At 63.1% G+C, this 13,017-nt stretch carries 12 protein-coding genes; 5 read left to right on the forward strand and 7 right to left on the reverse strand.

All coding sequences use genetic code 11. The features are described from left to right. Positions 1–11 precede the first annotated feature (11 nt). The 5 genes from HGO38_RS02650 to HGO38_RS02670 all read left to right on the forward strand — a co-directional run bounded on the left by HGO38_RS02650 (position 12) and on the right by HGO38_RS02670 (position 5,081). Positions 12–1,307 carry a nucleotide disphospho-sugar-binding domain-containing protein gene (locus HGO38_RS02650; RefSeq protein ID WP_250954357.1) on the forward strand — a complete coding sequence of 432 codons (1,296 nt, stop codon included), beginning with the start codon at positions 12–14 and terminating at the stop codon, positions 1,305–1,307. A 225-nt stretch (positions 1,308–1,532) separates the two neighbouring features. Continuing rightward, positions 1,533–1,895, forward strand: coding sequence for a cupin domain-containing protein (locus HGO38_RS02655; protein WP_250954358.1), 363 nt, complete (start codon positions 1,533–1,535; stop codon positions 1,893–1,895). 24 nt (positions 1,896–1,919) lie between these two features. After that, positions 1,920–2,267 (forward strand): cupin domain-containing protein, encoded by a 348-nt coding sequence (locus HGO38_RS02660; RefSeq protein ID WP_250954359.1) that lies wholly within the window; start codon positions 1,920–1,922, stop codon positions 2,265–2,267. Positions 2,268–2,330: 63 nt separating this feature from the next. Beyond that, the gene (locus tag HGO38_RS02665; RefSeq protein ID WP_250954360.1) at positions 2,331–3,842 is read left to right on the forward strand and encodes an aldehyde dehydrogenase family protein; all 1,512 of its coding nucleotides are present in this window, start codon (positions 2,331–2,333) and stop codon (positions 3,840–3,842) included. Positions 3,843–3,893: 51 nt separating this feature from the next. Continuing rightward, on the forward strand, positions 3,894–5,081 hold the full coding sequence (locus HGO38_RS02670; protein WP_250954361.1) for a saccharopine dehydrogenase family protein: 1,188 nt from the start codon (positions 3,894–3,896) through the stop codon (positions 5,079–5,081). A gap of 13 nt (positions 5,082–5,094) precedes the next feature. Here HGO38_RS02670 and HGO38_RS02675 read toward each other — a convergent pair whose 3' ends face one another. From HGO38_RS02675 to HGO38_RS02705, 7 genes are all read right to left on the reverse strand, one after another. Then, positions 5,095–5,703, reverse strand: a complete 609-nt coding sequence (locus HGO38_RS02675) for a J domain-containing protein (RefSeq protein WP_250954362.1) — start codon at positions 5,701–5,703, stop codon at positions 5,095–5,097. A gap of 112 nt (positions 5,704–5,815) precedes the next feature. Beyond that, positions 5,816–6,688, reverse strand: a complete 873-nt coding sequence (locus HGO38_RS02680; RefSeq protein ID WP_250954363.1) for an N-formylglutamate amidohydrolase — start codon at positions 6,686–6,688, stop codon at positions 5,816–5,818. A gap of 12 nt (positions 6,689–6,700) precedes the next feature. Beyond that, complete coding sequence (locus HGO38_RS02685) at positions 6,701–8,251, reverse strand: gamma-glutamyltransferase (RefSeq protein WP_250954364.1); 1,551 nt, start codon at positions 8,249–8,251, stop codon at positions 6,701–6,703. Then, the gene (locus HGO38_RS02690; protein WP_250954365.1) at positions 8,248–8,925 is read right to left on the reverse strand and encodes an RraA family protein; all 678 of its coding nucleotides are present in this window, start codon (positions 8,923–8,925) and stop codon (positions 8,248–8,250) included. The genes HGO38_RS02685 and HGO38_RS02690 overlap by 4 nt, the downstream gene beginning before the upstream one ends. Beyond that, positions 8,922–10,574 (reverse strand): ABC transporter ATP-binding protein, encoded by a 1,653-nt coding sequence (locus HGO38_RS02695; protein ID WP_250954366.1) that lies wholly within the window; start codon positions 10,572–10,574, stop codon positions 8,922–8,924. Before HGO38_RS02695 ends, HGO38_RS02690 begins: the two co-directional genes overlap by 4 nt. Beyond that, complete coding sequence (locus HGO38_RS02700) at positions 10,571–11,410, reverse strand: creatininase family protein (protein WP_250954367.1); 840 nt, start codon at positions 11,408–11,410, stop codon at positions 10,571–10,573. The genes HGO38_RS02695 and HGO38_RS02700 overlap by 4 nt, the downstream gene beginning before the upstream one ends. Next, entirely contained in the window at positions 11,407–12,987 is a 1,581-nt protein-coding gene (locus HGO38_RS02705; RefSeq protein ID WP_250954368.1) for an ABC transporter substrate-binding protein, read from the reverse strand. The genes HGO38_RS02700 and HGO38_RS02705 overlap by 4 nt, the downstream gene beginning before the upstream one ends. Between the last annotated feature and the right edge of the window lie 30 nt (positions 12,988–13,017).

Genomic DNA, 13,017 nt, shown 5'->3' on the forward strand with positions numbered 1-13,017 from the left:
AGGGGAACCCCATGTCGCAAAAGACAATCGCATTTTTTCCCGAAGCCGCCTTCGGCCCGGCGCTGAACTCGGTCGGCATCGCGCAGGCCGTCGAGGCGCTCGGTCACAAGGCCGTCTTCCTGTCCGATCCGGGCTTCGTGTCAGTCTATGAGGGCTATGGCTTCGAGGCCCATCCGGTCAACCTGTCGGAGCCGATGCCGCCGGAACAGATGGCAAAGTTCTGGGAGGACTTTATCAACGGCCATATTCCGAACTTCCGCAAGAGCCCCTACGAGCAGATCGACACCTATGTGAAGGACTGCTGGACGGCGATTGTCGACAGCGCCAAATGGGCGCAGAAGGATCTTCCTGCTGTGCTGGATCGCATCAAGCCGGATCTGATCTGCGTCGACAATGTCATCCTGTTTCCGGCCATCAAGCAGTTCGGCAAGCCTTGGGTGCGGATCATTTCCTGCTCGGAAAACGAGATCGAGGATCCGCAGATCCCGCCGCATCTGTCGGGCTGCGGCGCCAAGGATTTTGCTGGGCACGCCGCCTATCGCGATCACTTCAATGCGGTCATCAAGCCGATCCATGACGATTTCAACGCCTTCCTGACCTCGACCGGGGAGGCGGCCTATCCGCTCGGCCAGTTCTTCGAAGCCTCGCCCTTCATGAACCTGCTGCTCTATCCGGACGCCGTCAAGTTCGAGCGCCAACACCCGCTCGACCCCGGCCAGTTCCAGTATCTCGAGGGCTGCGTGCGCTCCGAAAAGGCCTATGACGTTCCGGTCTTCAAGGCCAATAACGACAAGCCGCTGCTCTATGTCAGCTTCGGGAGCCTCGGTGCCGGCGACACCGATCTTTTGAAACGGATCATCGCCACCGTCGGCACGCTGCCCTATCGGGCGCTGGTCAATGTCGGCGACTACAAGGACCAGTATGACACCCTGCCGGACAATGTCATCATCGACAGCTGGTTCCCGCAGCCCTCGGTGATCCCGCAGGTCGATGCGGTCATCCACCACGGCGGCAACAACTCGTTCACCGAGTGCCTTTATTTCGGCAAGCCGGCGATCATCATGCCCTATGTCTGGGACGGTCACGACAATGCGACGCGCGTCGACGAGACCGGCCACGGCTTCAAAATGCCGCGCTATGACTGGACCGACGAAGACCTGGCTGCCCGGCTCGATCACATGATCAACGACCCTGCCATGAAGGCCAAGCTCTCTGCCACCTCAAGACATATGCAAAGCCAGAATGGACCGCAGAAGGCGGCCGGTATTCTGGACCAACTCGTCAAGACGGGGGCGTTTCGTGCTTGAGGCGGCTGCATCTTTCGTGGGTATCCGTGGCTACCCCCCTCTGGTCTGCCGACCATCTCCCCCTCAAGGGGGGAGATGGGATGGCGGCACCGGCTTCCCCAATTCGCGGCGCCATTTGCTGGGTGATGGTCGCGCCTCTGGGCGATCTCCCTCCTTGAGGGGGAGATGTCCGGCAGGACAGAGGGGGGTGCTGTCCCTCGCTAACTCGACCCTGGAGGCACCTCATTGACCGATACCCTGAAATCCACCGCCCCTCACATCCACGGCGCCACCACCTTTGCCGATCTCGTCGACTGGGGCGTGCAGTCGGATGCCATCGAAGGCACGTCTCAGTCGACCGGGCGCCTGCTGTTCAAGGGACCGAACAACCAGCCGGAAACCGGGATCTGGGTGTGTACGCCCGGCCGCTGGCGGCTGTCGATCCCGCGCGACGAGTTCTGCCATTTCGTCGCCGGCTCTGCCACCTACCGCTCCGACGACGGCGAGGTCATCGAGGTCAGCGCTGGAACGGCGGTGATGTTCAAGGCCGGCTGGGCCGGCGAATGCACGGTCCACGAGACCATGCGCAATATCTACATGCTGGCCTGAACGGCGGCTCGAAAGGACAAGACCATGACCACCGCACCCCTGATGCACAATCCGCTCGCCCAGACCGACCTGGTCGACTGGGGCACCATTCCCACCATGATCGAAGGCGTCAGCCATGTCTCCGGCCGGCTGATCCACAAAGGCCCGAACGGCGAGAGCGAATGCGGCCTGTGGATCTGCACGCCCGGCACATGGGAGTGCCATGTGACCCGCGACGAGTTCTGCCACTTTCTGGAAGGCCGCAGCACCTATGTGCATGAGTCTGGCGAGGTGATCGAGATCACGCCGGACACCGCCGCCTTCTTCCCGAAGGACTGGAAAGGCGTGTGCACCGTCCATGAGACGATCAAGAAAGTCTACATGATCCGCTAAGCGATGGCGCGGCCAGCATAGCCCGCGCCGATCTCCTTGAACATCTGAAGCAGGCAGGACGCCATGATCCGTTTCGACATTTCCAAGCCCAGCTATTTCGCGGCGGGAGACTACCGGCAGAGCCTCGGGCGCACCATCGAGGTGATCGATCCGGCCCGGATCGAGACGGTCGGGGTGATCCCCGAGGTCACGGAAGACGAGCTTTCCATGACGCTGGATGCCGCAACGACAGCCCAGCGCAAATGGAAGGCACTCGATGCGAAAAGCCGGGCCACCATGCTGCACAAGGTCGCCAATTGCATCGAGGCGACCGACATGCGGCGTTGCGCCGAGATCATGTCGCGGGAAATGGGCAAGCCCTATCCGGAGGCGATCGGCGAGGTGGCCAATTGTGCCGGCGCCTTCCGCTATTTCGCCGAGTTGGCGCGCGACGAGGCCGGCAAGGTGGCCGGCACCACCCAGGCCGGCTCGTTCCAGTTTGCCCGCTACGAACCGCTGGGCCTGTCCGTCCACATCATGCCGTTCAATTTTCCGATCCTTCTGATGTGCTGGACGGTGGCAGCCTCGCTGGCGTCCGGCAATGGCTGCATTATCAAGCCGGCGCCGGCCACCACCCTGTCGACGCTGGAATTCATGCAGGTCTTCGCCGATCTGCCGGAAGGCCTGATCGCTTGCCTGCCGGGCGGTGTGGAACTGGCGCAGGCGCTGATCGCCTCGCCGAAGACCCATGCCGTCGCCTTCACCGGCTCGGTTGCTGCCGGCCGCGCGGTTGCCATGGCTGCCGCCGGCCAGATGAAGCCGGCGGTGATCGAGGCGGGCGGTTCCGATCCGATGATCATCTCCGCCCATGCCCCACTGGACATTGCCGCCGCCGGTGCCGTGACCGCCGCCTTCCACATGTCCGGCCAGGTCTGCACCTCGGCCGAGCGGTTTTTCGTCGTCGATGCCGTGTTTGACGATTTCATCGAGAAATTCGTGTCTGAAACCAGGCGGTTGCGAATCGGCAATGGTCTCAGCAAGGCCGAGATCGGGCCGCTGGTGTCCGAGGCAGCGCGGGCCAAGGTCATCCGGCTGGTCGAGGATGCGGTCGCCAAGGGTGCCAAGGTCGAGACCGGCGGACGCATACCGCCGTCCGAGCCGATCGGCTGGTTCTATGAGCCGACCATCCTCACCGGCTGCACCGCCGACATGGCGATCATGCAGGAGGAATGCTTCGGTCCGGTGGCGGCCGTGATGCGCGTTGCGGATTTCGACCAGGCGATCGAGAGGGCCAATGACAGCGAATTCGGCCTTGGCGCCTCGGTCTTCACCACCTCGCTCGAAGAGGCGATGGAGGCGGCCGAAAAACTGGAGGCCGGCATGGTCTGGGTCAACAATCCGCTGATCGACAATGATGCACTGCCCTTCGGCGGCTGGAAGAAATCCGGCATCGGCCGCGAATTGTCGCGACTGGGTCTGGATACGTTTCGCCGCTCCAAGATGGTCATCATCGACCACAAGCCGGTGCGCCAGGACTGGTGGTATCCCTATCCGGATGACTGGTTCTTCGAGACCGGCGGCCGCAAGCACGTGTAGTCGGGTCGGCCGACTGACCCGAACTGATTTCATGATAAGAGGACTTTCGCTATGATCATCACCCTTCTCGGCGGCGCCGGCTTCATGGGAGCCGGCATTGTCCGCGATCTCGTTTCCGATCGCGCCACCGTCGACATTACCGCCATCCGCGTCTGCGATGCGTCACGCGACAAGATGGAAGCATTGAAAGACGAGCTTGGCGATGCGCGCCTCAAGCTCATCGACCTTGATGTCACCGACGCAGCGGCCCTTGCGGCGGTCATCACCGGCGCGGATATCTGCATCAACTGCGTGCCGACCCTGCTCGGCTTCCAGATGGCGATCTTCGAGGCGGCTCTGGCCGCCAGGGTTGCCTATATCGATCTCGGCGGGCTGGGCACGTTTACGGTCAAGCAGCTGGCCGAGCATGAGCGCTTCAAGGCGGCCGGCGTCACCGCCGTGATCGGCGTCGGCGCCGATCCGGGCATGTCGAACGTCATCTGCCGGGCGGTTGCCGACGAGCTCGACGAAATCGACAAGATCAATCTCTACTGGGCCGCCGAACTGGTCGGTGACGAGAACCCGGTTCTCGTTCCGCCCTACAGCGTCTCGACGGTGCTGGCGGAATATGCCCATGAAAGCACGCAGTTCTACGGAGGTAAGCACGTCACATGCCCGCCGATGAGCGGTAGCGAGTTTCTCGACCTGCCGGAACCCTGGGGGCGCTGCGAGTTCATGCATTCGCCGCATTCCGAGCAACTGACCGTGCCGCTTGCCGACGGCATCAAGGAAAAGGGCATTCAGGAATTTTCCTGGAAGCTGCACCTGCCGCATCGCGAGCACGAGGCCTGGGTCGGGCTGGTCAAGGCGGGGTTCGGCGACTTCAACGAGCCGGTCGAGGTCGGGGGCGTCAAGGTCCGGCCGCTCGACGTCCTCAACAAGGTGATCGAGCGCAACATCAAGAAGAATGCCGACAGGATCCCGGCGCAGGACAGCCACGAGATCCATTTCGCGATCGGCAAGGGCCGCAAGGATGGCGTTGAAACGACGGTCACCGTCGAGGTGGTGGTCAAGCCCGATGCGCTTTATGCGCCCTATGTCGATGCCTGCACCTCGATGAACGGCTCGATCGCCGCCCAGCTGATCCTCGCCAATCCGAAGCGGCCGGGCGTCTGGGCGCCCGAGGAATATTTCGACGTTTCGACCTATTTCAAGGAGCTCGAAAAGCGCAGATTCCAGATCTCAACCAGGCGGTCTTGACGAGGCGGCTTGTCTAGCAGAAGCCGTTCAGCTTGAGGATCTTGTGGGCGTCGATCGAGGCGCGAAGCTTGTCCTCGGAATTGCGATCGCCGTCGTTGGCGTCCGGATGATGCATCTTGAGGCTCTGCTTGTAGCGGCGTCTGATTTCCTCCGGCGTCGCATCCGGCGACAGCCCGAGCGTTTCGAAGGCCTTGGCTTCCAGAACCTTGAGCTTGCGGCGCTGCAGATCCGCAGCGGCCACCTGGCGAAGGGCGGCGCGTTTGCGGGCGTTGATCGCCTTTGCAGAACCGGATGGTTCCGTCGAGGGAAGGGGAATCTCGGTGGCCTTGGGGGCGCCGGTGCCCTCCGTCGGGCGGCTGCCCTCTGCTGCCTCCCGCTGATAGCGCGCGATCACGGGGTCAGAGAGGTTCGGCGAGAAGTTATACCCCTTGTTATACTCCCGCACATGCTCGGTGCAGAACACCAGGTACAGGCCTTCACCGTCGCGGCCGACAGGAGCGCGCAGTGTGCCACTCTTGTCGCACCCGTCCCATTGGCATTTCGGACCGCGGGATTCCTGTTGCGGAGCGGGCTTTTTGCGGGTCGACCGCAGGCCCACGAAAATCTTTGAATCAGACGTCATGGGGTCCTTATAGGTAGTGATTGTTCAGGCGGCAAGCCATACTGCAAAGCCGTTTGCGGGATGTCTAAACTGATGGCCGCCATCCGCTTTTTCAGGGCAAGGCCTTTGCCATTCAGCGTTTTCCCAACACATAGTCCCGCATGACATCGCCAAGCTTGGAGAGGTTTGCCTTCAGGTCATCGTATCCGGACGTCTTGGCACGCGTTTGCTCGTCCATGTAGAGCTTGCGGTTCAGCTCGATCTGGATGCTGTGCCGGCCTTTTGCGGGCGCGCTATAGGCGGAGACGAGTTCCGCGCCGCGGAACGGTACGTTGAGCGACACCGAATAACCGAAGCCGCTCAGCGTTTCGGCAACGAGGTTGACGAAGTCGGGTTCGCTGGCCTGTCCGTCATAATCGCCGACGACCACATCCTTGCGCAGCGTGCCGGCCGGATCGGGCGACAGTGCATGACCGACTGCCGGCATCGAGTGGCAGTTGACGTGATAGACCTTGCCAAAGGCGCGATGGGTTTCGTCGAGCAGCCGAACGAGCGTGCTGTGATAGGGGCGCCAATAGGTGTCGATGCGATCTTCCAGCTCCTTGACCGTCAGTTTTCGGTCATGCATCGGTGTATCGCCCCAGGCGTAACGCCAGGTCAGCCCCATGCCGCGGCGCGCCGACGCATTGTCGCGGACGGGATGGGGCCAGTCGCCCTCGACCATCTCCAGGTCGACATCCATCAGCGAGCGGTTGAGATCGAGGAAGCTGCGCGGAAATTCGGCGACCAGCAGCGGTGCGCCGATCGACGGGGCAAAGTCGAAGAGATCGTCGACATAGGTGTCGCTGGCGAGACGGATCAGATCGTCCGAAATGCTGCGGTCGAAATCCGGGATCGTCAGGCCACTATGGGGTGAATCGAACACCATGGGAATGGCGCTGGCGGTCGGCGGGATGAGTTTCAGAACGCCGTCGATGTCGACGGGGGCAAATGTCAGGTCGGTCATAGGAAACCCTGTTCAGGCTGTGGCGGCGAAGGCGGCCGGATAGGTGATGTCGGGCATGCCGACGAAGGCATCGCCGCGCCGGCCGATCATGCCGGGGGCGGCAAAGGGGCGGGGAAAGACGACGGCGGCTGCCGGCCGGACCTTGGCGATGGCCTCAAGTGCGGCGATCTGGTCCGCCGGCATGTCGACATTGACGATGACGTCGTCATGCGGCCCCGTGGTCATGCGCGGCGTGTTCATCGCCTCTTCCACGTCGAGGCCGGCATGCAGGATCATGCCCGTCAATTGCGCCAGAGACGGCACGATCTGGTTGCCGCCGGCCGCGCCATAGACGGCAAACACCCCATCGTCGTCGGTGATCGCCACCGGGCACATATTGCTCGGCGCATAGGCCTTGGGCGTCAGCGAATTGGCGCGGCCGGGGGTTGGGTCGAACCAGGACATGCCATTGTTGAGCAGGATGCCGGTCGAGGGTGACAGGGCACGGGCCCCGAACCGGTTGAGCAGCGTGAAGGTGATCGCCACCATGCGGCCCTCGCCATCGACGGCGTTGACCTGGGTCGTGCTGGTCTTGTTGGTGGTTTCGGCCGGGTTCAACCGGCGGCGATGGGCGCCGAAACTGTCCCACAGCGCCTGCGCCATGGCGGTGAAGAAGCCGGCATCGACCGGACCCTTGCCGCGCGCCGCGTCGAAATGGCCAAGTGCGTCGAGCAGGCGCTGTCCGGCGCTGGTCTCGCCCGCCACATGCAGCGTCTTGCCCTGCAGCGCCATCTGCCGCGCCGGATAGACGAGCGGCGCGTAATCCACCAGGTCGTCAAGCGTGATCGGGCTGCCGCCCGCTCTCAGGTCGGCCACCAGTCTTTCTCCAATGGCGCCGCCGTAGAGCGCATCCGGTCCTTCCTCCGCCAGTTGCTCGAGTGTTCTTGCCAGCTGCTGCAGGGGCAGGGTGACACCCGGTTCCGGGACATGGCCACCGGGCAGGAAGATCGCGTTTGTGCCGGCATCCATGGCCAGGTCGCGTTCGGCCAGCGCGATCGCCAGCGTCGTGTGCCAGTCAACCTTGAGGCCGGCGCGGGCGCGGGCAATGGCCGGTTCGAGCGCGCGGTCGAAGCCGATGGTGCCGTGACGCGTCAGCGCCTCGGCAAATCCGCGCACGCAGCCGGGAACGCAGGCGGCCGTGAAGCCCTGCACATTGCGGTTTTCAATCGAGGCGGGGTGGCCGATGAAGGTCTTGATCTGCGGATCCGGCCGGTAGAAGTCCGGGTCGAAGGACGAGGGCACGCGGCCGGTGAATTCCACGACCTCGACCGTCCCGTCCGGCTGGGCGATCAGCATGTAGCCGCAGGCGGCAAGGCTGGTCATCCACGGCTCGACGGTCTGCAGGGTGAAGGCGGCGGTCACTGCGGCATCGACGGCATTGCCGCCGGCGGCCAGGACAGCTGCGCCAGCCTCGGCCGCCGCGTAGTGCTGCGAGGTGACGACGCCGTTGCGGCTGACGCCGGCCACCTTGCGGGAGATGCCGCGCTCGACGCGCAGGTGATCGTAGTGCGGGTTCTGCATCATTTCGGCTCCAGGGCGGCAGCGACCATGCGGCTTGCCCCCGACAGATCGCCCAGCTTTTCGCCGGCTTCGATCTTGTGCTTGTTGCGGCCGGCACGCGCCTGGCGCGCCATCGCCTCGACAATAACCTCCTCGGCCTCATCGACGGGGATGACGACGATGCCGCTGGCATCGGCGACGATCAGATCGCCCGGCAGCACGGGGACATTGCCGCAGGCGACCGGCAGGTTCAGCGAGCCGCCCAGATCGTTCAATCGCGTCGTGATGCCCGAGACGCCGGAGGCCCAGAAGGGCATGCCGAGCTCGATGATTTCCTCCACATCGGTGCAGGGGCCGTCGACCGCCACGCCGATGGCGCCGGCCGTCTTGATGGCAAAGGTAACGCCGCCGCCGATGCAGGCATGGCGCTGGTCGCCCAGCCGATCGACGATCAGGAAATCACCGGGACGGATGACGCTGACGGCATGGTGCAGCAGGGTGGAATCGGTTGCCGGGATCGCAACCGTCACGGCCGTGCCGACGAGCGTCCGACCGGGCTCGACCACGGGTGTAATAGAGTGATGGATAAAGCCGCGGTGACGAAAATGGCCGATGGTGGCGACCTCGACACCTTCGAACCGGCGGATCAGGTCTGGATCGACCTGGCTGGGCGTTGACCCGATCTGGTATTTTTTCATTCCATTGCCTCCCGGGGTGTGACGGTCCCGGCCTCAGTTGTCATTGCCGCGTGCTGCCACCCCTTGCCGGGGACGGCGGCCAGCAGTTCGCGCGTATAGGTTTCCTTCGGGTCACCGAACAGCGAGGCGGGGTCGCCTCTCTCGATAATCTTGCCGTTCTTCATCACCGCGATGGTGTCGCAGATCTGGCTCGCGACGCGCAGGTCATGGGTGATGAACAGGATGCCGAAGCCGAGACGCTTCTGCATGCTGGCCAAGAGGTCGAGGACCTGCGCCTGGACGGAGACATCGAGCGCCGAGACGGATTCGTCGGCGATCAGCAGGTCGGGTTCCACCGCGAGTGCTCTGGCAATGCAGATCCGCTGACGTTGGCCGCCGGAAAACTCGTGGGGGAAGCGCGTCGCAGATGCACGGTCGAGACCGCAGGCTTCGAGCAGGTCGAGCGCCCGTGCCATGGCCGCCTTGCGGTCAAGACCGTGGACGATCGGCCCCTCGGCGATGGCGTCGCCGACTTTCTGCCGCGGATCGAGCGCCGTATAGGGATCCTGGAAGACGATCTGGACCTTGCGGCGCGCTTCCCGCAGCGCTTTGCCACTGAGCCGCGTGAAATCGCCGCCGGCAATGACGATGTCGCCGCTTTCGGGCTGCACGAGCCGGATGACGCATTGCGCCAGGGTCGACTTGCCGGATCCGGATTCGCCGACCAGCCCCAGCGTCTCGCCGGTTCTAATGGTGATGTCGACATTGTCGACCGCCTTGACCGTCCGCCCGCCGCCAAACACGCCCGAGCGTGTAAAGGTCTTGACGATGTTGCTGGCGACGAGGACCGGATTGCCGAGCCCTTCACGCGCCTTGCGGGGCGAAAGCGTCGGCACGGCTGCGAGAAGCCGGCGCGTATAGGCCTCGCGCGGGTGGTTCAGGATCTCGTCGCGGGTGCCGACCTCGATCAGCCTGCCCATCTGCATGACGGCCACCCGATCGGCGATCTCGGCCACCACGCCGAAATCGTGGGTGATGAAGATGATGCCGGTCTCGTGCCGGGCGCGCAGTTCCAGCATCAATTTCAGGATCTGGGCCTGGGTGGTGACGTCGAGTGCCGTGGTCGGCTCGTCGGCAATCAGCACGGAAGGGTCCAGCGCCAAAGCCGTGGCGATCATCACGCGCTGGCATTGTCCGCCCGACAGTTGATGCGGGTAGGAATGGTAGATCTGCTCGGGATGGGGCAGGTGCACCTCGGTGAACAGGTCGATGACCTTTGCCTTGATCTCCTCCTGGGACATTGTCGTGTGGATGCGAAAGGTCTCGGACACCTGTTCGCCGATCCGGTAGATCGGATTGAGCGCCGCGGTCGGCTCCTGGAAGATCATCGCGATGCGCCGGCCGGTGATGCCGCGGCGGGTCTTTTCATCGAGCGTCAGCAGGTCCATGCCCTCGAACATCACCTGGCCGCTCGGCCGGCCGAGATTGCCGGGAAGGAGCCCCATGGCGGCAAGCGCCGTCAGTGACTTGCCGGAACCGGATTCGCCGACGATGCAGAGGATTTCGCCCTTGCTCACCGTCAGTGACAGGTCTTCCACGGCGAACCGGCGGTCGGCACTGCTCGGCAGGGGGACGTTCAGATGATCGATCGACAGGCGCTCGGTGCTCATGATGCAGCCTTTGCTTGCTGAGGGGAAAAGGCGTCCACCGACCGCATGTCGCAATGGCGCAGATGCTCGACGAAACGGGCGCAGAAGCCGACGAGATGCTCGACCATTTTCTGACCCTTCTCGGCGCTGGCGAGTGCTGTATCGCCGCCCAGCATGCCGTCGGCATTCACTTCGTGGCAGTTCAGCGGCACATGCACCGGCATGCCTTCGAACTGCACGTTGTTGACGCCGCCGGTGGCAAGGCCGAAGGCCCGGGCACGCACCGAGGGTTTGGCCAGGTCCATGCGCATCAGGTCGGGAAACAGGTGCATATAGATGGAGGTCAGCGGATCACCGCCATGACCGCGGGCTGCGGCGACCTTGGCGCCGTGCAGGTCCTTCCACAGCGTATCGGGGATCGACTGCCACAGATTGATGAAGGCGATCGAGACGCCGCGCTCCGCCCGGATGCGGCGCAGCGTCTGGTCGAGCAGCGGCGCGTTGCTGGTATGGCCGTTGAGGATCAGGATGCGCTCGATACCGTGATCGAGGAACGAGGTCACCATGTCCTCGACGACCGCCGAGAAGGTTGCCGGCCGGAACTGGATGCCGCCCGCAATGGTCTTGAAGAAGTCCGCGTAGCCGAACGCCATGGTCGGCGCGACGATCGCGTCGGATGCTTGCGCAACCCTGGCCGCAACCGCCTCGGTCAGCATGAAGTCGCCCATCGGGGCGTGCGGTCCCTGTTCTTCGTGACTGCCGAAGGGCAGGAGGATGACGGGCTGTTCGGGTAGACGTTCGCGGAATTCCGCGAACGTCATGTCCTTCAGCGCATGCTTGCGTGTAGGGTTCATCATACGAACTTGAAGTAATCGCCGTAGATGCGCATTTCACCGTTCGGCTTGTATTTGAACTGGATGCCGGCGCGATGGGCGCAATTGTAGACGCTCTTCCAGAGATAGTAGCCGGGCGTCACCCGCTGCCATTCTTCGGACAGGGCCAGATAGGCTTTCTTGCGCGCTTCGAAATCGGTTTCCGCTTCGAATTTTTTGCCGAGCGCGACGAATTCCGGCGTCGGATCCCAGGTTTTCCAGGTGGCGGTCGAGCGCGATGCGGTCGGGCCCCAATCGAGCCACAGCGGCTGGTAGGGGTCGCCCGGAATGAAATCCGAACTCATCGACATGTTCATCATGTGATAGGGGCGGCGGTAGACCAGCTCGAAATTGTCGAGGATCTGCGCTTCCACATTGACGCCGATCTCGCGCCATTGCTCGACCATGATTTCGGCTGCTGCTTCGTAGTTGGGATAGAAACCGCGGGTGATGTGCCAGATCAGCTTCTCGCCCTTGTATTTTGTCTTGGCGACCAGCGCCTTGGCTGCGGCCACATCGTAGGGGAGCTTTACGGGCAGGTCGGGATCGTAGAACTTGCCGTATTCCTTGAAATTGAAGGGCACGGGCGGATGTTCGGTCGTACCGTTGAACAGCGCCTGGACGATGGCATTCATGTCGATGGCCTGGACCATGGCATAGCGCAGGTTCGGATCGACGAGCGGGTTGTCTTCCGGATCGGGCCGCGTGTTGAAGGCAAGGGCCGGATAATTGTCGGCCAGGACACGTTTCAGCGTCACGCCTTCGTAGGTCTCGAGGGATGCTTCCTGGTCGGTCGGTATGTTGACGATGAAGTCGAACTCCTTGGACACCAGGCCGGCCATGCGGGCAGCAAACTCGGGCACGATCTTCCACGAGATCTGCTTGACCGGCGGCGGGCCGGCCCAGTAGTCGTCGAAGGCATCGAGAACCATGATTTCGCCGGAGCGGAAGGTCGTGACCTTGTAGGGACCGGTGCCGATCGGCTTCTGGCCAAAGGCATCGACGCCGACCTCCAGGTAATATTTCTTCGGCACGACGAAGCCGATATAGCCGGTCAGCTTGCTGGGAATGTTGGGATCGGGCCGCTCGGTCTCGATCTCGAACGTGTATTTGCCGGTCGCTTCGACCCGCTTGAAGCCGGCGGTGAAGGTCTTGCCGCGCGGCTCGAAGGGCTTCTCCCCCCACAGGCGCTCCGGCGACAGGGTGAACACCGCGTCCTCCGCCGTCAATTCCGTGCCGTCGTGGAATTTCACGCCCTCGCGCAGCGTAAAGGTCCAGACATTGCCGGCCTGTTCCCATTTGGTGGCGAGTTTCGGCGCGAAGATCAGGCCGTTTTCGTCATTGATGTAGTCGCGATCGACGAGGGTGTCGTAAAAGTTCGGGAAGATGCGGCGCGACGTGGTCGAGATGCCGTTGACGGTCGCCATGTTGGCCCAGAGATTGTCGACGGCAATCGTCAGGGATGGCCGTTCCTGCGCATGCGCGGTCTTCGGCAGGCTGCCCACCATGGACAGGGCGCCGGCTCCCAGCATCAGATTTCCAATTTCACGCCTGGTAAACATTGTTCCACCTTCCTTTTTTGAGCTTTTGAA

This window comes from Rhizobium sp. CG5 (genome assembly GCF_023701945.1).
Lineage (GTDB): Bacteria > Pseudomonadota > Alphaproteobacteria > Rhizobiales > Rhizobiaceae > Allorhizobium.

What these genes read in the sequence shown, in the direction of transcription:
- HGO38_RS02660 (WP_250954359.1), top strand. Translation starts at nt 1,920, where the DNA reads ATGACCACCGCACCCCTGATGCACAATCCGCTCGCCCAGACCGACCTG.
- HGO38_RS02675 (WP_250954362.1), bottom strand. Translation starts at nt 5,703, where the DNA reads ATGACGTCTGATTCAAAGATTTTCGTGGGCCTGCGGTCGACCCGCAAA.
- HGO38_RS02695 (WP_250954366.1), bottom strand. Translation starts at nt 10,574, where the DNA reads ATGAGCACCGAGCGCCTGTCGATCGATCATCTGAACGTCCCCCTGCCG.
- HGO38_RS02705 (WP_250954368.1), bottom strand. Translation starts at nt 12,987, where the DNA reads ATGTTTACCAGGCGTGAAATTGGAAATCTGATGCTGGGAGCCGGCGCC.
- HGO38_RS02680 (WP_250954363.1), bottom strand. Translation starts at nt 6,688, where the DNA reads ATGACCGACCTGACATTTGCCCCCGTCGACATCGACGGCGTTCTGAAA.
- HGO38_RS02690 (WP_250954365.1), bottom strand. Translation starts at nt 8,925, where the DNA reads ATGAAAAAATACCAGATCGGGTCAACGCCCAGCCAGGTCGATCCAGAC.
- HGO38_RS02685 (WP_250954364.1), bottom strand. Translation starts at nt 8,251, where the DNA reads ATGATGCAGAACCCGCACTACGATCACCTGCGCGTCGAGCGCGGCATC.
- HGO38_RS02670 (WP_250954361.1), top strand. Translation starts at nt 3,894, where the DNA reads ATGATCATCACCCTTCTCGGCGGCGCCGGCTTCATGGGAGCCGGCATT.
- HGO38_RS02650 (WP_250954357.1), top strand. Translation starts at nt 12, where the DNA reads ATGTCGCAAAAGACAATCGCATTTTTTCCCGAAGCCGCCTTCGGCCCG.
- HGO38_RS02700 (WP_250954367.1), bottom strand. Translation starts at nt 11,410, where the DNA reads ATGATGAACCCTACACGCAAGCATGCGCTGAAGGACATGACGTTCGCG.
- HGO38_RS02665 (WP_250954360.1), top strand. Translation starts at nt 2,331, where the DNA reads ATGATCCGTTTCGACATTTCCAAGCCCAGCTATTTCGCGGCGGGAGAC.